At 38.3% G+C, this 22,467-nt stretch carries 23 protein-coding genes; 13 read left to right on the top strand and 10 right to left on the bottom strand.

The features are described 5' to 3' along the window. The first annotated feature begins 39 nt into the window (after positions 1 to 39). The gene (gene rpsP / locus PL11201_RS12830) at positions 40 to 327 is read left to right on the top strand and encodes a 30S ribosomal protein S16 (protein WP_079679590.1); all 288 of its coding nucleotides are present in this window, start codon (positions 40 to 42) and stop codon (positions 325 to 327) included. 19 nt (positions 328 to 346) lie between these two features. Next, entirely contained in the window at positions 347 to 712 is a 366-nt protein-coding gene (locus PL11201_RS12825; RefSeq protein WP_234996680.1) for a KH domain-containing protein, read from the top strand. Between the two features lie 54 nt (positions 713 to 766). On the opposite strand, the gene PL11201_RS26490 is transcribed toward PL11201_RS12825, so the two are convergent. Next, entirely contained in the window at positions 767 to 913 is a 147-nt protein-coding gene (locus PL11201_RS26490; protein ID WP_159451539.1) for a hypothetical protein, read from the bottom strand. 88 nt (positions 914 to 1,001) lie between these two features. Between PL11201_RS26490 and PL11201_RS12820 the strand changes: the two genes are divergently transcribed. From PL11201_RS12820 to PL11201_RS12800, 5 genes are all read left to right on the top strand, one after another. After that, positions 1,002 to 1,961: a PhoH family protein gene (locus PL11201_RS12820; RefSeq protein WP_079679182.1), complete on the top strand. Its 960-nt coding sequence runs from the start codon at positions 1,002 to 1,004 to the stop codon at positions 1,959 to 1,961. A gap of 88 nt (positions 1,962 to 2,049) precedes the next feature. Then, positions 2,050 to 2,454, top strand: coding sequence for a ChuX/HutX family heme-like substrate-binding protein (locus PL11201_RS12815; protein ID WP_079679180.1), 405 nt, complete (start codon positions 2,050 to 2,052; stop codon positions 2,452 to 2,454). Positions 2,455 to 2,554: 100 nt separating this feature from the next. Continuing rightward, the gene (locus tag PL11201_RS12810; RefSeq protein WP_079679589.1) at positions 2,555 to 3,358 is read left to right on the top strand and encodes a DUF6816 family protein; all 804 of its coding nucleotides are present in this window, start codon (positions 2,555 to 2,557) and stop codon (positions 3,356 to 3,358) included. A 6-nt stretch (positions 3,359 to 3,364) separates the two neighbouring features. Then, on the top strand, positions 3,365 to 4,201 hold the full coding sequence (locus PL11201_RS12805) for a transglutaminase-like domain-containing protein (protein ID WP_079679178.1): 837 nt from the start codon (positions 3,365 to 3,367) through the stop codon (positions 4,199 to 4,201). A gap of 67 nt (positions 4,202 to 4,268) precedes the next feature. Beyond that, a complete protein-coding gene (locus tag PL11201_RS12800; protein ID WP_079679177.1) occupies positions 4,269 to 4,637 on the top strand; it encodes a Lin0512 family protein in 369 nt (122 codons plus the stop codon). Positions 4,638 to 4,830: 193 nt separating this feature from the next. Here PL11201_RS12800 and PL11201_RS12795 read toward each other — a convergent pair whose 3' ends face one another. Continuing rightward, a complete protein-coding gene (locus PL11201_RS12795) occupies positions 4,831 to 5,340 on the bottom strand; it encodes a hypothetical protein (RefSeq protein ID WP_079679175.1) in 510 nt (169 codons plus the stop codon). Between the two features lie 119 nt (positions 5,341 to 5,459). Between PL11201_RS12795 and PL11201_RS12790 the strand changes: the two genes are divergently transcribed. Both PL11201_RS12790 and PL11201_RS12785 read left to right on the top strand, forming a co-directional pair. Then, entirely contained in the window at positions 5,460 to 6,749 is a 1,290-nt protein-coding gene (locus PL11201_RS12790; RefSeq protein WP_079679173.1) for a YcjF family protein, read from the top strand. Between the two features lie 10 nt (positions 6,750 to 6,759). Further along, positions 6,760 to 7,191: a DUF29 domain-containing protein gene (locus PL11201_RS12785; protein WP_079679171.1), complete on the top strand. Its 432-nt coding sequence runs from the start codon at positions 6,760 to 6,762 to the stop codon at positions 7,189 to 7,191. A 184-nt stretch (positions 7,192 to 7,375) separates the two neighbouring features. Here PL11201_RS12785 and PL11201_RS12780 read toward each other — a convergent pair whose 3' ends face one another. Both PL11201_RS12780 and shc read right to left on the bottom strand, forming a co-directional pair. Next, the gene (locus PL11201_RS12780) at positions 7,376 to 7,846 is read right to left on the bottom strand and encodes a GUN4 domain-containing protein (protein WP_079679170.1); all 471 of its coding nucleotides are present in this window, start codon (positions 7,844 to 7,846) and stop codon (positions 7,376 to 7,378) included. A 97-nt stretch (positions 7,847 to 7,943) separates the two neighbouring features. Further along, a complete protein-coding gene (gene shc, locus PL11201_RS12775) occupies positions 7,944 to 9,905 on the bottom strand; it encodes a squalene--hopene cyclase (protein WP_079679168.1) in 1,962 nt (653 codons plus the stop codon). 226 nt (positions 9,906 to 10,131) lie between these two features. Between shc and PL11201_RS12770 the strand changes: the two genes are divergently transcribed. Continuing rightward, the gene (locus PL11201_RS12770; protein WP_079679166.1) at positions 10,132 to 11,397 is read left to right on the top strand and encodes a glycosyltransferase; all 1,266 of its coding nucleotides are present in this window, start codon (positions 10,132 to 10,134) and stop codon (positions 11,395 to 11,397) included. A gap of 17 nt (positions 11,398 to 11,414) precedes the next feature. Here PL11201_RS12770 and PL11201_RS12765 read toward each other — a convergent pair whose 3' ends face one another. Beyond that, positions 11,415 to 12,497, bottom strand: a complete 1,083-nt coding sequence (locus PL11201_RS12765; protein ID WP_079679164.1) for an AI-2E family transporter — start codon at positions 12,495 to 12,497, stop codon at positions 11,415 to 11,417. 135 nt (positions 12,498 to 12,632) lie between these two features. Here PL11201_RS12765 and PL11201_RS12760 point away from each other — a divergent pair, with 135 nt between their 5' ends. Both PL11201_RS12760 and PL11201_RS12755 read left to right on the top strand, forming a co-directional pair. After that, complete coding sequence (locus PL11201_RS12760) at positions 12,633 to 14,543, top strand: GTPase family protein (RefSeq protein ID WP_079679588.1); 1,911 nt, start codon at positions 12,633 to 12,635, stop codon at positions 14,541 to 14,543. A gap of 123 nt (positions 14,544 to 14,666) precedes the next feature. Then, positions 14,667 to 16,397, top strand: coding sequence for an Rqc2 family fibronectin-binding protein (locus PL11201_RS12755; RefSeq protein WP_079679162.1), 1,731 nt, complete (start codon positions 14,667 to 14,669; stop codon positions 16,395 to 16,397). Positions 16,398 to 16,420: 23 nt separating this feature from the next. Here the strand turns inward: PL11201_RS12755 and PL11201_RS12750 are convergent, their stop codons facing one another. The 4 genes from PL11201_RS12750 to aroB all read right to left on the bottom strand — a co-directional run bounded on the left by PL11201_RS12750 (position 16,421) and on the right by aroB (position 19,506). Continuing rightward, the gene (locus tag PL11201_RS12750; RefSeq protein WP_079679160.1) at positions 16,421 to 16,819 is read right to left on the bottom strand and encodes a type II toxin-antitoxin system VapC family toxin; all 399 of its coding nucleotides are present in this window, start codon (positions 16,817 to 16,819) and stop codon (positions 16,421 to 16,423) included. Positions 16,820 to 16,823: 4 nt separating this feature from the next. Further along, positions 16,824 to 17,069, bottom strand: coding sequence for a hypothetical protein (locus tag PL11201_RS12745; protein ID WP_079679158.1), 246 nt, complete (start codon positions 17,067 to 17,069; stop codon positions 16,824 to 16,826). Between the two features lie 90 nt (positions 17,070 to 17,159). Then, positions 17,160 to 18,188: a peptidoglycan recognition protein family protein gene (locus PL11201_RS12740; protein ID WP_234996679.1), complete on the bottom strand. Its 1,029-nt coding sequence runs from the start codon at positions 18,186 to 18,188 to the stop codon at positions 17,160 to 17,162. Between the two features lie 208 nt (positions 18,189 to 18,396). Beyond that, positions 18,397 to 19,506, bottom strand: a complete 1,110-nt coding sequence (gene aroB, locus PL11201_RS12735) for a 3-dehydroquinate synthase (RefSeq protein WP_079679157.1) — start codon at positions 19,504 to 19,506, stop codon at positions 18,397 to 18,399. Between the two features lie 113 nt (positions 19,507 to 19,619). On the opposite strand from aroB, the gene PL11201_RS26055 reads away from it, so the two are divergent. Beyond that, positions 19,620 to 19,724 (top strand): cytochrome b6-f complex subunit PetL, encoded by a 105-nt coding sequence (locus PL11201_RS26055; protein WP_200816761.1) that lies wholly within the window; start codon positions 19,620 to 19,622, stop codon positions 19,722 to 19,724. A 148-nt stretch (positions 19,725 to 19,872) separates the two neighbouring features. Here PL11201_RS26055 and PL11201_RS12730 read toward each other — a convergent pair whose 3' ends face one another. Continuing rightward, a complete protein-coding gene (locus tag PL11201_RS12730) occupies positions 19,873 to 22,143 on the bottom strand; it encodes a pentapeptide repeat-containing protein (protein WP_079679155.1) in 2,271 nt (756 codons plus the stop codon). Positions 22,144 to 22,467 lie beyond the last annotated feature (324 nt).

Raw genomic sequence — 22,467 nt, 5'->3', positions numbered from 1 at the left:
AATAGCTTACAATCCATAGAGAAGTGTTTTGCATCAATAATGATCAAACTGCGTTTAAAGAGATTCGGAAAAAAGCGGGAAGCTAGTTACCGCATTGTGGCGATGAATAGTTTGTCTCGCCGAGATGGTCGTCCCCTAGAAGAACTGGGCTTCTACAATCCCAGAACCGACGAAGTTCGATTGGATAAGGCTGGCATTATCCGTCGCCTACAGCAAGGGGCACAACCGACTGATACTGTGCGTGACATCCTGAGAAAAGAAAATGTTTTTGAACTACTCAAGTCTGGAGTCCAACCCGAAGCCACTGTCGCAGAATCCGCAGTCTAGTCCCAGTTATGACGAACTGGTGCGGTTTTTACTCAAGCCGTTTTTGGAATTTCCAGAATCCCTGAAGGTCGATTGTGAACGTTTTTCTGGCCTACGCAGAACTTGGATTCGGTTAGCTGTAGAAGCCGAAGATAAGGGACGGGTTTATGGTCGCGGAGGACGCAATATTCAAGCGATTCGGATGGTTTTAACGGCCCTGGCTGCATCTTCTGGTGAAACGGTCTATTTGGATATCTACAACAATGGCGAGTCCGATGAGCCCGCGAGTCCTAGGGAACCCAGGGAGAGCTTTAATCAGCGCTCCCCTGGTCAATATTCGGATCAAGCTCGTCCAGTCCGTTCAGCCCCTTCTAAGCCTCGTTTGAACCGAAGATATGAAGAATGAGGTGATCTTAATTTTGTTCTTAGCAGTGAAGCCCTAACCATTGCTCAAGGCGGGTTAAGTCGTTGGATTAGTTTTCTCCTGTTGGGCAGAATTGGGTTTAACCAACCCTAACAATTTTGCCCAACGTCTTCTCTTGCGAATTACGAATTGCGAATGGGTAGTGGTAATTTGGTTTTCAATTTTTATAATAAAAGTCATCATATTTTAGCTATATTTATACTTTATACCTTTTTACCCAACTTTTAAGTCTTGAAAATTAGTACCAAAAAAACCAATTTTGTAATATCTAATGACTGAGCGATTCACCCTTGGGTTACCCAGTATGGAAAGTGCCATGGCGCTTTCTGGTTATCAAGAAGATAATCTTAAAGTTCTATCTCAACAAACGGGGGCTGAACTAGTTATGCGAGGACAGGAATTGCTAATCAGTGGTACCGCCAGTCAGATTCAATTGTGTCAAAAATTAGTTACATCTTTGAGCGAGTTATGGAAAGATGGAAAACCGATTAGTTCTGTGGATATCCTGACGGCGCGCCATGCAATTAATACTCATCAAGAGGATGTTTTTAAAGATATTCAGCGTGATGTTTTGGCGAAGACCAGGCGAGGAGTAGAAATTCGGGCAAAAACTTTTCGTCAACGCCAATATATCCAGGCGATGCGTAGCAATGATTTAGTCTTTTGTATTGGCCCGGCGGGAACAGGAAAGACCTATTTGGCGGCAATTTTAGCGTTACAAGCCCTATTATCTGATCAGTATGAACGGTTAATTTTAACTCGCCCGGCGGTGGAAGCTGGGGAAAGATTGGGGTTTTTACCTGGAGATTTACAACAAAAAGTTAATCCCTATTTACGACCATTATATGATGCGTTGTATGAATTAATTGACCCGGAAAAAACGGCAAATTTAATGGAACGCGGGGTAATTGAAGTGGCTCCCATTGCTTATATGCGGGGTCGGACGTTAAACAATTCCTTTGTGATTTTAGATGAAGCCCAAAATACTACCCCGGGTCAGATGAAAATGGTATTAACTCGCTTAGGGTTTGGTTCTCGAATGGTGGTCACCGGAGATATTACCCAAACGGATTTATTACCCAATCAAACATCGGGATTAACAACGGCTTTAAAAATATTAAAAAATGTTGAGGGAATTGCGTTTTGTGAATTTTCTCAAGCGGATGTGGTGCGTCATTCCTTGGTACAGAGGATTGTGGCGGCTTATGAAAAGCATGAAAAGCCTAAGTAAAAATATATCTCAAAAAGATTTAAGTTGAAGTTCCCAAAAATCTAGTAAAATTAAGTCTTAAAAACTAATTAAATTGGGAACTTGAACCATGGGTAATCTCAAAGCGTTTTTAGAAGATTGTGAAAGTTTAGGAACTTTACGGTTAATTGTAACCAGTAGTTCGGCTGTATTAGAAGTACGGGGAAAGATTGAAAAACTATTTTATGCAGAATTACCCAAAGGAAAATATGCGAATATGCACACCGAGGGTTTTGAATTTCATCTAAATATGGATCATATTAAACAGGTAAAATTTGAAACCGGAGAAGCGAAACGGGGCAATTTTACTACCTATGCTATTCGGTTCCTGAATGAACAAAATGAAGTAGCGTTAAGTGCCTTTTTACAATGGGGAAAACCCGGAGAATATGAGCCAGGACAGGTGGAAAATTGGCAAGGTTTAAAAGAACAATATGGGGAAGTTTGGGAACCAACTCCCCTGGAAAGTTTGTAGGATTAATCATCCAAATTTTGGGATGTTTAAAAACGGCTATGGTTTTGGGCGAGAAAACCTCGCCCCTACAGATTATATGTTTCCTATTCCTTATAAAAAAATGAAAAAATTAATTCTGATTCTTAGTTTAATTGTGGGTTTAATCGTTGGAGAAACCCAAGCTCAAGCGGGACAGTTGGCAGACCGTTTGTCGGCGTTTCCCAATTGGAATCATAAACCGATGGTACAAGCGGTGAAAGAAGATTTGTATTATCCCGCATGGATGGAGGGGGAATGGGAGGTGACGAGTACGTTAGTAGATAAAGTGGCTCCCCTCGCGCCTAAAATTACCACTCCTGGGTTTAAAAATGGTTCCGAATTTCTGAATCAACCGCTTCAGTTTCAGGTTCGGTTTAAACGGGTGGAATCCTTACCTAAGTTACAGATTTTTCCCCTAACTTTATTTTTTCCACAACTAGGTTTAGACTCAGAAAATAATGATAAAATCTCTCTTAAGATAGTGGGCGATCGCGCTTTTAATAGCTTTAATATTGGCAAGGCAACTTTGGGAGAAAATGGGATTTTATCGGTTAGGATCGATCCAACTAATCCTAATCGTCAACTTACGGTTTTACCTGGAAATCTGGAATTAACTTCAACGGTGACGGGTCGAAGTAGTGAAATTCCCAGTGAGGATCGGTTTATTGCAACAGAAATCAGTCAACAATTGTTTGAAAGTTCCTCTCAAATTTATTTGAATGAAGTCGAAACCACCACAGCTTATCAAGTAAAATCGGAAGTGGGATCAATTGTTGCAGATCAGGTAACGGCGGTTTATTTATCCCCTAAAGATCCCAATTTCTTTGAGGCAAGTGGTCATCCGGTGGCGTTATATCGATATCAACTTAAGTTAGTTAAGAGGTAGGGAAATATGAAATTTAAAGTGGGTTGTCAACTAGAGTATGAAGTCAGGGACTATAGTACATTTATTTTTAATATTAATGTTGCTAAAACCCGCAATCAACGGATATTAGAAGAATCTCTAAAGTTAGATCCCCATCTCTATTATGAGGAATATTTGAATCCGGTTTTAGGCAATCGTTATCTGCGGATTAATGTATCCTCGGGAACCTTTTGCCTATCCTATCAAGCCCTTGTTGATGTGATTTATGAAGAAACCAATCCCACAACGATTCATGAAGTTCCGATCGCTCAACTTCCCCTAGAAATCCTACAATATATTTATCCCAGCCGCTATTGTCAATCTGACCGATTAATGCGGTTAGCTCAATCGGAATTTGGCTATTTACTCCCCGATTATTCCCGAATTACGGCAATTTGTAATTGGATTTATGATAATGTTATTTATTTGTCAGGGAGTAGTGATCAACATACTTCTGCCTTTGATACGGTAACTGAACGGGCGGGGGTTTGTCGAGATTTTGCCCATTTAGGAATTGCCTTTTGTCGAGCTTTAAATATTCCGGCTCGGTTTTCCTCGGGTTATGCTTATAAACTGCAACCGCCGGATTTTCATGCTTATTTTGAAGCCTATTTAGGCGATCGCTGGTATTTATTTGACGCAACCCGTCTAGCACCCCGCAATGGATTAATTAAAATAGGGACGGGACGAGATGCGGCTGATACGGCTTTTGCGACGATTTTTGGAGATGTGGAAATGACACAAATGAATGTCAATGTTGAGTGTTTAGAAACACTTTCTGACCATGATTCTTCTGAATATACGACTCAAGCTATTAGCCATTAAGATCACTTTTCTAGTATAATATCTCCTGAATAAACTTAAAATACTGTCAAAAATAACCGAAAAAATTATGGCTAAAAAACGATTTGTGATTGAAATGGGAATGGGTGTGGATCAACACGGACAGGAGCCCACCGTTGCCGCGGCGAGGGCGGTAAGAAATGCGATCGCCCATAATGCTTTACCCGGAATTTGGGAAGTTGCCGGGTTAGATCATCCGAATCAAATGATTGTAGAAGTGCAAGTGGCCGTTCCCTATCCTGAACAAGTAAGAACCGAAGAAGTGTTAGCAGTTTTACCCTTTGGACAGAAAACTCTTACCGTTGAAAATGGGGGAATGGTGGTACAGGGACGGGCAATTGAAGAATTTCAAGACAAAAATGATGAAATGTTGATTGCTGTTGCTGCGGTTACGGTTTGGGTAGAAATAGAGGATTAATAATCAGTTATGGTGTTACCTAAAATCAAAGGATTTTGACCACAAATTAATCTTTTAAGGCAATTATAAGGTTTAGTTGATCAGGGTGCAAACCCTAAACTTTGGCTACACCCTAATCATTCAAACAACTCATAATTTAATATTCCTAGTGGTAGCAGGTTATCAGAAAAAAATGCGAGTATGATGTGATTATTTAGACAGGATAGTACAAACCATCGCCCCGTCTGTGCCAACCAATACCACTGGGATCTTTTTGTTGACTCCAATGACTAAAATGTTCTGCACCTTTAGAAAATTCTTTGGCAACATTTCCTGTATTTACCCCTAAGCGACGAGTGAGTTCTTCCTCTGTTTTTGGTGTTAACCTCAATAAACTTCTGGGATGATTACTATTCACAGAATTTGAGGATCGACGGTTAGTTTCGCTGGAGTTTTTTTTGTCTAATAACTGCTGCATTAAAGACATTTGATCTTTTAAAAGATCAATATCTTCTTTGAACAGTTTCAGTTGCTCTTGTACAATTTCTTCGACCTCAGTTTTTAATTCAGAATTGAATTGAGGTTGTTCCCCATCAAAGAACTGTTTAATCATCTGAACTAAAGCGGCACTTTCAGTTAAGTTGTGCCGTTTCATGTACTGACGCAGTTTTTTATGATAGTCCGGTGGAACGTAAGTAACGGCTCTGATATTCTTTGTTACCATGAGTATAATTAAATTATGCTACCTCAACATTAACACTACTTGTAAACAAGTACGCTACCATTAGCATACTATTAATATTAAACCGATTAGCTCTATTTGGAAAATATCAGATCCAACCTATGACTGAAACCCCGGATACCCAACCCTCTAATCAACCGACATCGGCTAATCTCCCTCGGATCAATGGGGGTTGGCGTCGGACAACCCAACAATTAAAAAGACTATTCCCCACTGACCGAATCGCTAAAACCTTTGTCCAATGGTTTAATGTCAATGAAACACAAATTGCTGAGATTTTAGAAACAATTCGGGCAGAACTCCCCACGACAGAAGCCCTATTAATTGGTAAACCTCAAGCGGGTAAAAGCTCAATTGTTCGGGGATTAACGGGAGTTTCAGCCGAAATTATTGGTCAAGGATTTCGGCCCCATACCCAAAATACAGAACGTTATGCTTATCCGTCTAATGATTTACCTTTACTCATTTTTAAAGATACCGTTGGTTTAGGAGATATCAACCAAGATACTTCCATCATAATTGAAGAATTAATCGGCGATTTGCAGAAAGAAAGTCAAGGGGCTAGGGTTCTAATTTTAACGGTTAAAATCAATGATTTTGCTACCGATACCCTCCGCACAATTGCCGAAAGCTTACGCAAAACCTATCCTAATATTCCCTGTCTATTAGTGGTTACTTGCCTCCATGAAATTTATCCGCCCCAAACTGAAAATCATCCGATTTATCCCCCGGATTTTGAGGATATTATTCGGGCTTTTGCAGCCTTAAAAATAGCGTTTAAAGGCTTGTATGATCAGGCGGTTTTAATTGATTTTACTCTGGAAGAAGATGGTTATAATCCTGTACTTTATGGCTTAGAATCTCTACGGGATACCTTAGCTGATTTGCTTCCTGAAGCCGAAGCTCGAACGATTCATGAATTATTAAATGGAGAGGTTAATAATCAACTGGGAAACATCTATCGAGATGTGGGACGACGGTATATTTTAGCCTTTAGTATTATGGCGGCGACCGTTGCAGCAGTTCCCCTTCCTTTTGCCACTATGCCTGTCTTAACAGCCTTACAAGTTTCTCTAGTGGTGTTATTAGGAAATCTCTATGGAAAAATCTTAAATATTTCTCAAGCTGGAGGTTTAGTTAGTGCGATCGCTGGAGGGTTTTTCGCCCAAATGATCGGTCGGGAACTAATTAAATTTATCCCCGGTTTTGGGAGTGTTATTGCTGCGTCTTGGGCTGCCGCCTATACTTGGGCATTAGGGGAAGGAGCTTGTGTTTATTTCGGGGATTTAATGGGAGGGAAAAAACCTGATTCGCAAAAAATTCAAGCGGTGATGAAAGAGGCTTTTAGCACAGCAAAAGAAAGGTTTAAAGGGATCAATTCATCAAAATAAAGGAGGAAATATGACGGATTTATATGAAACCGATTTTTATGGTTGGATTCAAAATCAAGTTAATTTGCTTAAAACTAAACAATGGCAACAGTTAGATCATCTAAATTTAATTGAGGAAATAGAAGCTTTGGGCAGGAAAGAACGGCAAGAACTTAGAAATAGATTAGGGATTCTCTTAGGACATTTATTAAAATGGCAATTTCAACCTAATAAACGAACCAATAGCTGGTTAGGAACAATTCGAGAACAACGAGTACAAATTAAGTTTTTATTACAAGATAGTCCCAGTTTAAAGCCCTATTTGAATCAAGTTTTACCCGATGCTTATGAATTAGGATTAGCCTTAGCTATTCGAGAAACAAAACTCGGTGAACAAATCTTTCCCGAAGTTTGTCCCTATACCTTAGAACAAACCTTAGATCTTCAATTTTTACCAATTTAATTTCCTTATATCCGCCCGCACAAATACCGACAGAGTTTCGATGCAACCCAGAAACCTGGTTTTGCAATAAATCTTAATTGCAGAAGTCAAGCTAACAACAAAAACCCGGTTTCTATTTCTAACTCCGTCTTATTTTCTCAATCATACTATTTTCCCTAAAACTTGATCAACGCTAATACTAAAATCAGGAAAAAATTGTCTGCTTTTCGGAACCGTGCTGCTTAACAGTGGAATTTTTGATATCTTCAATTCTACAAATATCCAAGCGGGAAATAATCGCAGAACTTAAATTTTGTTGATCATTTTGCCAACTCATGATTTTATTTCTAAAATGAATAGTTCCCTGGGTATAAGGATGCCAAATTTTTTCTATTTTCCTTAAATCTTCACAGGGAAGTTTAGCAATATCTCGTTTTTTTAACTTAATTGGATCAGAATATTTCGGATTTTTTCCTAAAACCAACAGCATGATTCTATAGGTTTGTAGTTCAGCTTTTGTAAATTGTTTTGCTAATAATAAATGCTCCAATCGCTGATAATCCGGTTTCACCATAGTTTTTTCCGATACCGTAGCTGTCCTTGCCATCCCAATTATCAAAGATGTAATTGATGCAATTACACCCAGTGAAACAATAACTTTTTCTCGATGACCCATTTTTCATTCAAATTAATTTGTTATTGGGCTTTAGCCCTAATTCCCCAAATTATAAACCTTCAATCCCTTGCTGACATATAACCCGCTCCATATCGAGTTAAAGTTCTTGTAACTTTTGATAACGACCTAATGCTAATAATGGAAAATAATGTTGATAGTAATGATATTTTATATAAAAATGTCCCGGAAATCCAGTTCCCGTAAATTCCGATTCATCCCAGCGACCATCGGAAAGTTGTGTTGAAATTAAATAGTTAATTCCTGCTGTAATTATCTCCATTTCATAGCTTCCTGTTACTTGTCCCGTTGCCATTAAACCAATTAATGCCCAAGCAGTTTGTGAGGCGGTACTAACCCCTTTTCCTTTCAATTTAGGATTATTATAACTGTGGCAGGTTTCTCCCCAACCTCCATCAATATTTTGACAACTAACTAACCAATTTGCCCCTCGTTTCATCAAGGGTTGAAGACAACCATGACCCCACTGTTTATAAATAGGATTAATTACCGCTAATGCTGATAATACCCCACTGGTTCCATAAATATAATTCACGCCCCAACGTCCGAACCAACTACCATCGGTTTCTTGTTCCTGTTTTAAATAGGAAATTGCCCGTTCAATTGATGGTTTCAACGATTGAATTTTCAATTGAAATTCTGAGGAATTAGGATCTAATTCTCCTAACATTTCAATCACTCTCGCTGTAACATCCGCCGTATTAGGATCAATCATGGCTTTTAAATCCCCATAGGGAACTGCATTAATCCAATCCTGATCATTATCCATATCAAAAGCTGCCCAACCTCCGGCTTTGCACTGCATTGAAATCATCCAATCAATCCCTCTAGTTATCGTTGCTGTTTTCAAGGATTCATCGGCAATTTTAGCTTGATTTAATGCCATAACGACCACAGCAGAATCATCTAAATCAGGATAAAATTGATTCATAAATTCAAACGCCCATCCCCCAGGTTTTCCCTGTTTATTTTTAATATTCCAATCTCCATAGTCTAAGATTTGTTGACGAATTAACCACTCTGAACTTTGAGTAATAGCAGGATGATCAGGGTTAATTCCTGATTCAATTAAAGCTCGAATAACCCAAGCCGTATCCCAAACAGGAGATACACAGGCTTGCATCCGATAAGTTTCTTCTGTTTCTATAGCAAAATTATCTATAGCTTCTAAACCCCGTTGAACAATTGGATCAGATACCGAATAATTCAAGCATTTTAACGCCAATAAAGAATTTAACATGGCTGGGATAATTCCCGCCCAATCCCCAGTTATTTCTTGTCGTTCTAAAATCCATTTTTCGGCTGCTTTTAACCCCTGTTCTCGTAAAGGAATAATATTAAATAATTCGGAAAATTTGAAAATATGATCTAACCCGATAAATATATCTGTCCAATCATTATTTTTAGACAGTTCAAAGATGGCATTTTGTCGTCCTTCAGTATATAATTCATCTAAATTTAGACTAGAATCAAACCGAAAAATAGGTTTTTTATCAAATACAATCAACAAAGGGACGGTACTACTTCTAGCCCAACTCGACATTTCATAAATCGTAAATGGAGAACCTTCGGGTAACAACATAATCCAAGGGGGAATTGAGGGAATTCCTCGCCATTCATAACACCCAATTAAGGCTAAATGTAGCTTAGTAAAAATCCTGGTTTTGGTGATTCCACCCCGTTCTAAAATAAATTTTTTAGCTTTAATTAAGGCGTGATCTGTTTCAGATACCCCTAATATTTTTAATGCCATATAGGCTTCAACGGTGGTACTGAGTTCCCCGCCATCTCCATAAAATAATTCCCAACCTCCATGATCTCGTTGTTGGGAACGTAAGTAGGTTTCGGCTTTAGATAAAGGGCGAGTTTGATCGATTCCCCAAATCTTGTATAAAAGGATAATTTCTGATATAATTGTTACATTAGATTCTAATTCTGCCCACCAATAACCGTCGGGATTTTGTTGAGAGAATAGAAAGTTTTGACTGGCTGCGATCGCATCTTTTAATTGAGTTACAGAGACTTGATTTTCTATTTTCATTGTTATCTGTTTAACTCCTGCTACTGTTTTTGAGAATATCATTTTTTAATTGGTTACAGATATTATATCATATTTTTTGTTGAATTAATCAGAGTTTTATTATATAATAAATTTTAAAGCTAATTTTGTAATTTTTTGTTTAGTGCCGATTTAATGTTGTTATCGAGAAGGTGTTTATGCCAGAAATTAGCCGATTTTTTGGGGCTGTAATTACATTAATTTTAAAATGGAAAATTTAATTTTAACTTTAACGCTATTCTCTTTAATAATATGGATAATATTATTAGGATTTAGAGGTCAATTTTGGCAAGGAGATCAACGGCTTTCTGAGGTTCAAGAACCGTTATTAAATTATCCTTCTGTTGCTATAATTGTTCCGGCTAGAAATGAAGCCGAGTTAATTTCTACGAGTTTGCGATCGCTTCTCAATCAAAACTATCCTGGTTCATTTTCTATTATTTTAGTTGATGATCAAAGTAATGATGAAACAGCAAATATTGCCCAGGAAACTGCTCAAAGTTTAAATCAAACAGACAGATTAAATATTATTACCTCTCAACCTTTACCTGCGGGATGGACTGGGAAACTTTGGGCGATGGAACAGGGAGTTAAATATATTTCTATGTTAAATTATATCCCCCAATATATTTTATTTACCGATGCTGATATTGAACATTCTCCCGATAATTTAAAGCAATTAGTTGAAAAAGCCGAAACCGAAAACTTACAATTGGTTTCCTTAATGGTTTTATTACGTTGTCAAAGTTTTTGGGAAAAATTATTAATTCCAGCTTTTGTATTTTTCTTTCAAAAATTATATCCTTTTCGTTGGGTAAATCACCCTCAAAGTCAACTGGCGGCGGCGGCGGGAGGATGTATTTTAATTCGTCAGGAAGCATTAACTCGCATTGGGGGTTTATCTATTTTAAAACAAGCATTAATTGATGATTGTTCCTTAGCGCAAGCGGTGAAGAATACCCCCCCAACTCTCCTTGGTAAAGGGGGAGAAGAAGGGGAATTACTAACACCCGTAAATCAGGGTTTTTCTATAGGGAGTTTTATCTTTCCTTTTACATCAAAATCCTATTATCCGATTTGGTTAGGGTTAACAGAAACAACCCACAGTTTAAGACCCTATCCTAATTTATCAAGTATTTGGGATATGGTAGCCAGAACAGCATTTAGTCAACTGAATTTTTCGACTCTGTTATTAGGATCAACCCTAGTCGGTATGGTTTTAATTTATTTCATATCACCTCTAAGTTTAATCTGGGGAATGGTTCAGGGAAATGGGTTAATTATAGTCTTAGCTTTATTAACGGGGTTATTGATGGAAACCGCCTATTATCCTACCCTAAAACTCTATCAGCTTTCTCCAATTTGGGGATTAACTTTACCATTTATTGGATTTTTATATGCCTTAATGACTTTAGATTCCGCCTTGAGATATTGGCGAGGAAAAGGAGGAAGTTGGAAGGGAAGAACTTATTAAAAAACCCGGTTTCTAGGTCAGGTTTTAGCTTCAAGAGAATCTTTATTCCCTTCTTTAGATTGCATTTCTTCAATATCTAATAAATTAACAATCACGCCCGCAATAGGAACGGATAGAAATACGCCTAAAATCCCAGCAATTCTAGCCCCAATCATCAAAGCAAAAAACAAAACTACAGGGTTAATATTCACAGAACTTTGCATAATTTTAGGGCCAATAAAATTATCCTGAATTTGCTGTAAAATCACACTGACAACGACTACTTGTAACATCACAAACCAACCACTTTGAATTAAAATAATTAAACTAATGATTAAAATTCCCAAAGTTGCCCCAATTCCTGGGATGAAATCAAATAAGCTAATAATAATCGCTAGAGACAAAGAAAAAGGTATTCCCAAGATACTATAGACTATAAAACTAGATACTCCTAAAAAAACTGATAGTAAAAGTTGACCTCGAAAGAAGCCCAGAAAACTTCTTTGAACAGCTAAAGAAAATTGGTTACGATAGCTATAAGGAACTGTTTTTAATAATAAAAACCATAGTCTTTCACCATCAATTAGCATAAAAAATGAAATAACAAAAATGATAACGAATGAAAGGAATGTATTCGGTAAAGAAGAAAAAGTACCGACAAGAATACTCGCGAGTGTGACTAAAGACTTATTAAATTCAGCTTCTAGGGGAGCGAGATTAATATTAACTTTCCGATTGGTAAAAAACTCTTGTAAATTGTCAAAAGGATTATCTGTTGAGGTTAAATTTTCAACAACAAGAGAGAGAAGCTGTTGAAACTGATTGAAAAACATCGTTCCCAGGGCTAATCCTGTTGCAACTACGATGAATAGACTCAAAAATAGAACAATTCCTAACGCAAACCCTCGACCCAAATAGCGTTCTAAATATCGCACAGGATAGTTGAGAAGAAACGCAAAAATGGCAGCTAAAACAAAGGTAAAAAAGATACTTTCAAAATAGTTAAAAATTAAAATTAATGCCCATCCAGAGGCAAAAAACAATAAAAATCGCACTAAACCATTCGTGCTAATCTGGTTCCAAAAAGCACTATCTTGAGAATCTGGGGGTAAATTATCCATTGGAACGACTCAATTTTAGCCAACCTTAACATTTTAGCGGATCTTGTTGACTTACAATCGCACTTTCTTAATCGGTTAAATTCTGATTGAATGATCTATCTTTAACAATAGTCTATGAATTTTGAGGAAGCAACGATGATTAGACTCAAACTATGGCAATGGATGGTATTGATCGCACCGATGGCAATGATTGTGATTTTTTTGCTAACGGCGGCGGGGGTCACGATTCATGATTGGGGAATGAATTGGATTTGGGCGGTATTTACCTTGATTTTTGTGGGTTGGCGTTGGTTATTAGTCCAATGGACTCAACCAATGCTGAAAGAGATGGAAACCGTCACAGCCAAATTTAATGAGGAACTAGAATTATCCTTGGATCAATCGAGATTACAACCTTCTATAAATTCCAATATTACTCAAGTTGAAACAGCCCTACAAGAAATTTTAAAAGCAGCCCAGAATGATCCGCCAATTTGGGAAGATAGTTCGATTTTTTGGAAACGCTGTCAAGATGTTGTGACAACCGTAGCTAATATTTATCATCCTGAAGTTCAATATCCTATTTTGAGTATTTATATTCCCCAAGCCTATCAATTAATGCGGGGAACTATGGATGATTTGGATCAATTAATCCAAAAGTTATCTCCAGCTTTAAATCAAGTAACCGTTGGACAAGCCTATCAAACCTATCAAGTTTATCAGAAGTTAGAACCCTCGGCTCGTAAATTTTTAAAAGTCTGGAATTGGGCGCAATGGCTGTTAAATCCAGTATCCGCTTTAGCGCGGGTTTCGACCCAAAAAACTACCAATCAAGCCACACAACAATTATTAGTTAATTTGAGTCAATCTTTACGAGAAGTGGCTTTAAGAAATTTGTGTTGTCAAGCGATCACCCTTTATAGTGGAGACACCTTACCCGTAACGGAATTTTCTGTTAATAATCTTTCCTTTCCTCAAGCAAAAACCCAAGCCCTCCGGGATATTTTAACAACGACAGAACCGATTAAAACCTTAGAACAAAAACCCGTTAATTTGCTCTTGGTTGGACGTACAGGGGCAGGAAAAAGTAGTTTGATTAATACCCTATTTCAAATGGATCAAGCCATCGTCGATGTCTTACCCAGTACCGATCAGATTCAAAATTATCAGTGGCAAACAGACACCGGAGAGAGCCTGAATTTATGGGATACTCCGGGTTATGAACAGGTGAATCGTCCTGAATTACGAGAACAGGTTTTAGACTATGCAACTAACGCAGATTTATTATTATTAGTCACCCCTGCCCTTGACCCAGCTTTGCAGATGGATGTGGATTTTTTACGCGAGATCAAACAGCAGGAATTAGAGTTACCCATTATTACAATTATTACCCAAGTTGATCGCTTACGTCCCATCCGCGAATGGCAACCGCCCTATGATTGGCAATGGGGAAATCGTCCCAAAGAAAAAGCGATTCGAGAGGCTACAGAATATCGGTTAGAACAGTTAGGAGAATATTGCGATCGCGTGTTACCAATTGTTACCCAGGATAGTCAAACCCAGCGCCAACCTTGGGGAGTAAATGGGTTATCTATTGCTATTTTAGAAACGATTAATCCCGCTAAACAAATGCGTTTAGCTCGATTTTTACAAAATCAAGAAGCTCGAATTGTTGCCACGGCTAAAATCATTGATCATTATACCTTTCAAATGGCAACAACTCAAGGATTAGCGGCGTTATTAAAAAGTCCAATTCTGAGTTTTATTTCTACCTTAGCCACAGGATCTCCGACTTTAGCCTTGTTACTCGCAGAAAAAATTCCCGTCGAACAATTACCCGTTGTCATTGGTAAATTACAGATGGCCTATGACTTATTTTTATTATTAAATTCAGGAGAGTCTGATCCGATGAATTTTGATTTACTAATTCTCTGGCCGTTGCTTTTAGAAAATCCCAATCCCCCGGAAAAAAATGCTTGGGCATTTGGTCATGCTTTGGTGGAATATTGGACACAAAAACTAACCATAGAACAAATGCAGCAACGGTTTCAATTTTATTTAAAGTAGGGAAAAGTTTAACGGGTTAAACTTCAGAGATATTTCTCTCAAATAATCTGGTTCTAAAAGATTAGGTCAGGTGGGAAAAATAGTGAGACAATAGGGAAAGGTTAAGGTGATCGGACACATATTATGCAATCTTTTGATTTAACAACATTAATCGCCAGTTGTTGTGAACTGCGGCAAAACTGGCTTCCGGCGCGGTTAGAACAGGTGTATCAACGCGATCGCTTTACGATTTCTTTGGGCTTACGCACCCTAAAAAGTCGAGGCTGGCTTGATATTTCTTGCCATCCCCAAGCGGCTAGAATTTGCATCGGTGATCCTCCTCCTCGCATTCCTGATACCTTTACTTTTAGTGATCAACTTCGTCATCAATTGGCGGGATTAGCATTAGTTGAAATTCGGCAAGTTGACCCCTGGGAAAGAATTTTAGATCTGCAATTTGCCCAACGTCCGGGGGATACTCCCCTCTGGCATTTGTATGTGGAAATTATGGGGAAATATAGTAATGTAATTTTAACGGGATCGGACAATATTATTGTGACGGCTGCCCATCAAGTGAATCTACAACAATCAAGTGTTCGACCGATTTTAACCAATCAATTCTATGAACTTCCCCCCAAATTAACCGAACCAATTCCGAGTTTAAATGAAGATCAATCCCGTTGGCAAGAGCGGGTTAGTTTGATTCCCAGTGCTTTAAAACAACAACTATTAAAAAACTATCGAGGTTTAAGTTCTGGGCTAGTTCAAGCCATGATTGAAACTGCGAGTTTAGATCCAACTCAACCCACTAATAGTTTAAATTCAGAAGACTGGAATCGATTATTTAAAAGTTGGCAAACTTGGCTAAAAACCCTAGAAAATCAAGATTTTATTCCCAATTATACTACAAAAGGCTATGATGTTATCCCTTGGAATTTAGAAAATATTTCTGAAGTTAAATCGGTTCAAATTTTACTCAATACTTATTATACAAATCAGTTAAATCAACAGGAATTTCAGCAACTGCGTCATCAAGTCAGTCAAAAACTTAATAGTGTTTTAACTAAATTACAAGTTAAAGCGGATCAATTTATTCAACGGTTACAACAATCCGATGAAGCTGACAATTATCGGGCAAAAGCGGATTTATTAATGGCTTTTCTGCACGAATGGAAACCAGGCATGAAAGAGATTCATTTACCGGATTTTGAGACGGGAAACCCGGTTAAAATACCCTTAAATCCCGAGAGTAATGCCGTCCAAAACGCTCAAAGTTTATATAAACGACATCAAAAGTTAAAACGGGCGAGAATTGCCGTTGAACCCCTATTAAATGAAGTTAAAACCGAAATTAACTATTTAGAACAAGTCGAGTCAGCAATTAGTTTAGTTGAAACCTATCAAACCGCCGAAGATTTACAAACCTTGGCCGAAATTCGAGAGGAGTTAATTCAACAAGGGTATATTAATATTCCTGATTATCGCAGTCCTAATGCTACTTTATCTACAGAATTTCATCGCTATCAAACCCCTAACGGAATTGAGGTTTTAATTGGCAGAAATAATCGTCAAAATGATCAGTTAACCTCTAAATTAGCGACGGACTATGATTTGTGGTTTCATACTCAAGAAATCCCCGGAAGTCATGTTTTATTACGGTTAAACCCCGGACAGGTTGCTGATGATATTGATTTACAATTTACGGCTAATTTAGCAGCCTATTATAGTCGAGCTAGAAATAGTGAACAAGTTCCGGTTATTTATACTAAACCTAAGCACGTTTATAAACCTAAAGGGGCTAAACCGGGGATGGTGATTTATAAACATGAAACCGTGATTTGGGGGAACCCTCACCAGGCAAAAATCCCATTGTGATATTAATATTTTTGTGATTGTTTTTAATTGGAGTTTAACCAATTTTCTACTTGTAAATTAGGAATATTTTCAAAATGTCGAATATTATCTGTGATCAGAATAAACTGACGAGAACGAGCGACTGCTGCAATTATAGCATCCAGTTCTCCGGTCGGTTTTCCAATTTTTCTTAATTCAGCCTGTATCTTCCCAAATTCTAAGGAAGCTGGTAAATCAAATTCAATAATTGGGATTAAACTGATAAATTCATTTAAGGTTTTTAAATTATCCTCAACTCGACGAGAACAATACACCCCTTTATATAATTCGGCAATCACAATTGTAGACAAGTAGGATGTCTCTGTTTTGACAGTAAACTCAGAAACAGCCAGAGGATTATTTTTTAATAAAGCAATACAAATATTAGTATCTAGTAAATACATAATTTTAATCAAAATCAATCATTTTTCTACCTTGATAGTGATGGCGTTCTTGATCTATTTCTGAAAAAATCTCATCGAGTTCGGGTTGATTTTGCCACGCTCCAAAAATAGCTCTTAAACGGTTCAGGCGTTCCGATAAACTTAAAATTGGTACTGTTTTAACTTCAACGGTAATTTCTACGCCGTCAGGTAGGTCAATATCTTGAAATAATTCAATGGTCTTGCCTCTTTTTATCCCTTTAACTTGCATAGTATCCTTAAAAAGTTTTGTGGTTCAAAATTAGCTGTTCTCTGTTCTCTGTTCTCTGTTCTCTGTTCCCTGTTCCCTGCTATAACTATTTTAATTCAGATAGGCAGATTGACAACTAATCATAATTTCCTGAGTCCGGGGTATTGATTGTAAATATTGCGAAAACAGTTGAGCATCAAAACTTCTAGGATCTCGCCTTTCTCCCGAACGGTCAACCGCCGCATGGGTTGTAATTCGGGCATCAGGAACTCCGGTTTTTGCTATTAACCAGGCTAAAGATTGATATTGTGCGGTGGTATAACCACTGTGAGAATTGGCATTATTTCGACCATCTACAGGGGTTTCTAAAGAAACATGATAGGCAAAATTATTCACCGAAGGCGGACGTTTAGGATGGGTTTTTACGGTTTCCGTTCCCGTTGAACTAGCAAACACCGAATTTCCCGCACCAAAAGCTCTTAAATCCGGGGGAACAATATAAACAATATCCCCGGTTAACATAATTAAAGTATGATAACTGGCTTGATTATCCTCCGAAGCTTGGGCATTTTGGAACAAATTTACCGCACTATAAACATCCGATACCGTTTCATGGATGACCACAATCGGGGCATTATTCACCGCTTGGCCGTTAATATCATATAAAAACCGTTGTCCGTAATTCGTCCCATTCGCCATGGCTTGATACTCATTCGGAGTGTAACCCGCCCCCCCTGGAAGATTGGCCGTTTGCACATCCGTTGGTCGGCGAAACCGATATAACGTTACTGGATTAACGGGTGGCCCAGGTCTACCATTAACTGGGGGGTTCGGGTCGGGTTGTAGGGCGCAGGTTCCCGGCACAGGAATATTATTAACATTAACCAGGGTTTCTGGTTGTGGCTCCTTCACCTTGGGCGGTTCTGGGGGTTTCTCATCCGCTACCAGTTTAGTCTCTGCGGGTTCCGGGGGTGGAGAGACCGTTTCCGCCATCACCCGCTCCAAGGGCAAAGGGGCAGGCTGTTGTTGCCATAATGTCATCCCCTGTGCCACAATCCAATCTCGATTTTTCAGTCCAATTGTCGCCCCCACCGCTAGTAAATAGAGGGTTAACAGTAGAATCGGAGTCCATTTTCTCATGGGTGAGTTTAGCCAGGTTTAAGTGCAGTGTTTTCCAGTGTACTACGACAAATAATCAAGCAAAAAAAATCCACTGGTGATGAGCCAGTGGTGAGGAACGAAACGTGATTTGGGTGTGAGGAGTTAACTTGCCTTTGATTTATAGATTATCGTCAGGATATGAAGTTAATGTGTCAATCCGATGACATTAATATGAAGTTTTGCCCATCTAAGCCGGACAATGAATGGGAGAAGTTTCTAATACTTGACGAATTATATCAGAAGTGACAATATCTGTTACCGTTGCGGCTCCGATGCGGGTCGGTAAAACAAATCGGACTTTTCCAGCTTTAACTTTTTTATCCGTTTGTAGACTCTCTAAAATTTCATCAATCTTGAGTCCGGGGGGGAGTTGGGTCGGTAATTTTGCCTTTTCAATGATCTCAAATTGACGGCGATCGCTATCTTCATCCCATAATCCTAATTTAAGCGCAATTTGACTGGCGGCGACCATACCAATTCCCACCGCCTCCCCATGAATTACCACGGTATATCCGGTTAAACTTTCAACGGCATGACCAATGGTATGACCATAATTCAAAATTGCTCTTAACCCCGATTCTTTTTCATCTTGACTCACCACATCAGCCTTACTTTGACAGGAACGGGTTAAAATTTCTTGTAACAATCCACTATCTAAAGATTGAATATTATCTAAGTTTTGGGATTGTTCCAATTTATCAAATAATTTATGATCCCAAATCACACCATATTTAATCACTTCTGCCATTCCCGCCCGAAATTCTCGCTCAGGAAGGGTTTGCAAAACATCGGGATCAATTAAGACTAATTTCGGCTGATGAAACGCCCCAATTAAATTTTTTCCTTGGGGATGATTTACCCCGGTTTTACCCCCAATAGACGCATCAACCATCGCTAATAAAGAGGTGGGAACCTGCACCACATTAATTCCGCGTAACCACGTCGCCGCCGCAAACCCGGTCATATCTCCAATAATTCCTCCCCCTAAAGCAAGCATCGTGGAGGAACGTTCTAGTCTATTTTTTAACGCTGCATCATAAATTGTTTGCAGGGTTTGGGGGGTTTTGTATTCCTCTCCGGCGGGAAGGGTACAAATAGCCAGATCAAACCCGGCTTTTTCTAAAGCTGTGCAGGTGCGTTCTCCATAATAATTAAAGATTTCCGGGTTAGAAACTAATAATACTTTTTTGCCTAAATTTAAGGAGGTCATCTCCTCCCCTAATCTGTCTAAATTTCCAGCACCGATGGCAATATTATAGGATAATAAACCTAAATTTACCCGAATCAACGACTCCATATTTTTCCTTGATTAACTCACTCTTAAAAATTGTATGCCATTTTTAACCCGTTACGGATAGTCACAGAATGATCACTCATGATTCAATAGAGTAATGTTTATGGAGATGTCTAATGATTACAGCCGATGGTGCGATCGCTTACTTGGTCATCTATGCGGGTGCTTTAGTCACAGCAGTGGGAATCCTATTTACCCTGCGTGCAGTTAAACTCATCTAATTCTACCCTGTAGAGACGAGCCACGGCGCGTCTCTACCCGTTGTTGCGCTTCAGCGCATCTTCTCTTAATGAGAGCCGGTGAAGGGCTCACTACGTTGTTGCGCTTAAGCACATCTTATCGGCGTAAAGGGCTCACTACGTTGTTTAATTAAATCTCCTCCCCCTTCAAGAAAATTCGAGTTTGATCCGATAATCCCGCATTGTTCCCTAATTTAACCCCTACAATTTGTGCCTGGGAAATCCCACTGCGAAATAGATTAGCACCCTGTAAATCTGCATATAATAAAATAGCATCTTTGAGATTAGTATGACGAACAATTGCATCTCTTAAAGACGCATAAGTGAAGTCAACCTGCATTAAATTAGCCCGAGTTAAATCTACTTTAGTTAAATCAGCATAACTCAAATTACTTTGAGCTAAATTGGTATCTCTCAGTTGGGCATTAATTAAAATCGCTTGATTTAAATTGGCTTGATTAACCATTGCACCCATGAGATTTACATTAGATAAATTCGTGGATTGCAAGTTAGCTTGAGATAAAATTGCTCGCTCTAAATTAGCTCCTTCCAGATTCGCCCCTTCCAGATTCGCCCCTCCCAGATTCGCCCCTTCCAGATTCGCCCCTTCCAGATTGACTTCTTCGAGATTAGCTCCTTTTAAATTAGCTCCTTTTAAATTAGCTCCTTTTAAATTAGCTCCTTTTAAATTAGCTCTATTCAGGTTAGCCCATTGTAAATTTGATGCCGATAAATCTACCTCAGTTAAATCAGTATTTTCTAAATTCGCTTCTTGTAAATTCGCTTTTGTGATAATTGCTCCTCTTAAATCAGCACGATTAAAATTAGCGTTTTGCAAATCCGTAGCGGTTAAATTAGCGTGCTTCAATTCAGCCCGACGAAAATCTGTTTTAATTAAATTAGCATCCGTGAGATTCGTATAATTAAGATTAGAAATAAAGAATTTAGTTTCTGTAAAAATTCCTCGACTTAAATCTGCATGGCTGAGTTTAGCCAGACTCAAATCTACTCGAATGAGTTTAATAGATTTCAAATCCATATCGCGCAAATCTGCACCGCGTAAATCCCGACCTTTTAACTCAATTTCTTTGAGATTGGTATGGCGTAAATCTGGCCCCTTAAATTGACAAAATAAACGATAGGTGTCTAATTCTGTGTCCGACCGAGTTCCGGGGTCTAAATCTTTAGTTTTGACTAAAAAATATTGGACATTTTCTGTAAATAAGGTAAAGACCAAATTAAAGATTTCTAAAAATTGAATTAAGCCCTGACACCGGAATTCCGCATGGTCTTGATAGAATTGAACCAAATTGGAAATACAAATCTCTAAATAGGTTCGACAGGGACTCCCTAATAATACCAATTTCAGCAGTAAAATCACTAAAGTTAGTTGACTTCCCTGACGAATCATTAAATTAAATAAAAATGAGGGGGCTTTCCCATGTTCAATCAGTAAAAACTCTAGCAGTCGGTTACAGGTTCTAATAATTAGAGCCTTATTAACAGTTTTCTCATCATGGAGACGGTACAGAAATTGCAATTTTTCTTCGATTTTTTCCCTCAGAATATTTGCCGGATATTGCTGACTTAGATTAAACATCAAATATTGTGGCAAACATTGTTTGAATTTTTGATAATTAAAATCTTGAGTATTTTGTAAAAACAAGTTAGCCTGAGTACCATAATTAAACACACGCTGAGTAGAAATCGTTTGTTTAATTAAATTTATGACTTCATCCCCGAGTTGGGTGGGATTATTCAGTTTACGATTTTTACCCGTGGGAGAGTCTAAACGGGTAATATACATCGCCAAATCAAATTTATATTTATCTTTAAGCTGTTTTGCTAAATTGCGAGCGACTTCTTTTTGTTCCCTGGAACTGCGAGGATTAAGATATTGAGGAACTAATAAATAGGATTGATAACGGCTACTCCAATTATTGCGATCAAAATTCGCACATTGGAGTAAATTTTGATAATCTTCACTATTTAAAAATTGGTTCACCCATAGAATTAGTCGGCTTTCTTGAATGGATAAACAAGTTTGATCAACATTGGGAGGGTTTGATAATCTTTGAATCAGGTTTTTAATTAACTTTTGTTGACGTCTCAGTAGCCAATTATTAATTAGAATATAGCAACATCTTTGAATTGTCGAGTGAAAGCAAGATTCCCCGGTTTCCACACTCAGAATAGTCTCTAAAGCCCTTTGCACTTTGGGCTGGCTTGGACACAGCAGGTAAAAGAATAGTTGTTCAAAGCTATCTAAAACAGCTTCTGGACTGGAGGTTTGTACCCCATGTAGGAAAAACTCATAGATCACTTCTGCTGTCACTCCCAAAGAAGCAGAAAAGGAGTGACCCGTGGAAAGGTCGGAAGTGTGATAAGATTTGCTAATCAATTTTTTCCTGACCCAATAAACTGTTAGATGCCCTGAGTAATAACACTCCTGGCTCGATTATAGCTTGATTTCAGATAATTGGCAATATTTGATCATTGCTTTACGTTAATTTTACAATTACATAACAGCCCCTTTATATAAACACTAGATTTGTGAAGATCATCAAATATTAGCAAGAAATTTTCCTCTTTAATTTAATAATCTCCTCCTGTACCGCCTCTCCCTACTATAGTGCTACGCACTCTTAAAACACTAAAATATCGGAACGCCGGAACAGTAAGCATTAAAAAACGAGTCTAAAAATAAATTCCAGATGATTCCTAA

The sequence above is a fragment of the Planktothrix sp. PCC 11201 genome (genome assembly GCF_900009135.1).
Lineage (GTDB): Bacteria > Cyanobacteriota > Cyanobacteriia > Cyanobacteriales > Microcoleaceae > Planktothrix.
The sequence above is the reverse complement of the archived record's forward strand: the minus strand, read 5'-3'. Positions and strand labels throughout refer to the sequence as shown.

What these genes read in the sequence shown, in the direction of transcription:
- rpsP (WP_079679590.1), top strand. Translation starts at nt 40, where the DNA reads ATGATCAAACTGCGTTTAAAGAGATTCGGAAAAAAGCGGGAAGCTAGT.
- PL11201_RS26490 (WP_159451539.1), bottom strand. Translation starts at nt 913, where the DNA reads ATGATGACTTTTATTATAAAAATTGAAAACCAAATTACCACTACCCAT.
- PL11201_RS12820 (WP_079679182.1), top strand. Translation starts at nt 1,002, where the DNA reads ATGACTGAGCGATTCACCCTTGGGTTACCCAGTATGGAAAGTGCCATG.
- PL11201_RS12815 (WP_079679180.1), top strand. Translation starts at nt 2,050, where the DNA reads ATGGGTAATCTCAAAGCGTTTTTAGAAGATTGTGAAAGTTTAGGAACT.
- PL11201_RS12810 (WP_079679589.1), top strand. Translation starts at nt 2,555, where the DNA reads ATGAAAAAATTAATTCTGATTCTTAGTTTAATTGTGGGTTTAATCGTT.
- PL11201_RS12805 (WP_079679178.1), top strand. Translation starts at nt 3,365, where the DNA reads ATGAAATTTAAAGTGGGTTGTCAACTAGAGTATGAAGTCAGGGACTAT.
- PL11201_RS12800 (WP_079679177.1), top strand. Translation starts at nt 4,269, where the DNA reads ATGGCTAAAAAACGATTTGTGATTGAAATGGGAATGGGTGTGGATCAA.
- PL11201_RS12795 (WP_079679175.1), bottom strand. Translation starts at nt 5,340, where the DNA reads ATGGTAACAAAGAATATCAGAGCCGTTACTTACGTTCCACCGGACTAT.
- PL11201_RS12790 (WP_079679173.1), top strand. Translation starts at nt 5,460, where the DNA reads ATGACTGAAACCCCGGATACCCAACCCTCTAATCAACCGACATCGGCT.
- PL11201_RS12785 (WP_079679171.1), top strand. Translation starts at nt 6,760, where the DNA reads ATGACGGATTTATATGAAACCGATTTTTATGGTTGGATTCAAAATCAA.
- PL11201_RS12780 (WP_079679170.1), bottom strand. Translation starts at nt 7,846, where the DNA reads ATGGGTCATCGAGAAAAAGTTATTGTTTCACTGGGTGTAATTGCATCA.
- shc (WP_079679168.1), bottom strand. Translation starts at nt 9,905, where the DNA reads ATGAAAATAGAAAATCAAGTCTCTGTAACTCAATTAAAAGATGCGATC.
- PL11201_RS12770 (WP_079679166.1), top strand. Translation starts at nt 10,132, where the DNA reads ATGGAAAATTTAATTTTAACTTTAACGCTATTCTCTTTAATAATATGG.
- PL11201_RS12765 (WP_079679164.1), bottom strand. Translation starts at nt 12,497, where the DNA reads ATGGATAATTTACCCCCAGATTCTCAAGATAGTGCTTTTTGGAACCAG.
- PL11201_RS12760 (WP_079679588.1), top strand. Translation starts at nt 12,633, where the DNA reads ATGATTAGACTCAAACTATGGCAATGGATGGTATTGATCGCACCGATG.
- PL11201_RS12755 (WP_079679162.1), top strand. Translation starts at nt 14,667, where the DNA reads ATGCAATCTTTTGATTTAACAACATTAATCGCCAGTTGTTGTGAACTG.
- PL11201_RS12750 (WP_079679160.1), bottom strand. Translation starts at nt 16,819, where the DNA reads ATGTATTTACTAGATACTAATATTTGTATTGCTTTATTAAAAAATAAT.
- PL11201_RS12745 (WP_079679158.1), bottom strand. Translation starts at nt 17,069, where the DNA reads ATGCAAGTTAAAGGGATAAAAAGAGGCAAGACCATTGAATTATTTCAA.
- PL11201_RS12740 (WP_234996679.1), bottom strand. Translation starts at nt 18,188, where the DNA reads ATGAGAAAATGGACTCCGATTCTACTGTTAACCCTCTATTTACTAGCG.
- aroB (WP_079679157.1), bottom strand. Translation starts at nt 19,506, where the DNA reads ATGGAGTCGTTGATTCGGGTAAATTTAGGTTTATTATCCTATAATATT.
- PL11201_RS26055 (WP_200816761.1), top strand. Translation starts at nt 19,620, where the DNA reads ATGATTACAGCCGATGGTGCGATCGCTTACTTGGTCATCTATGCGGGT.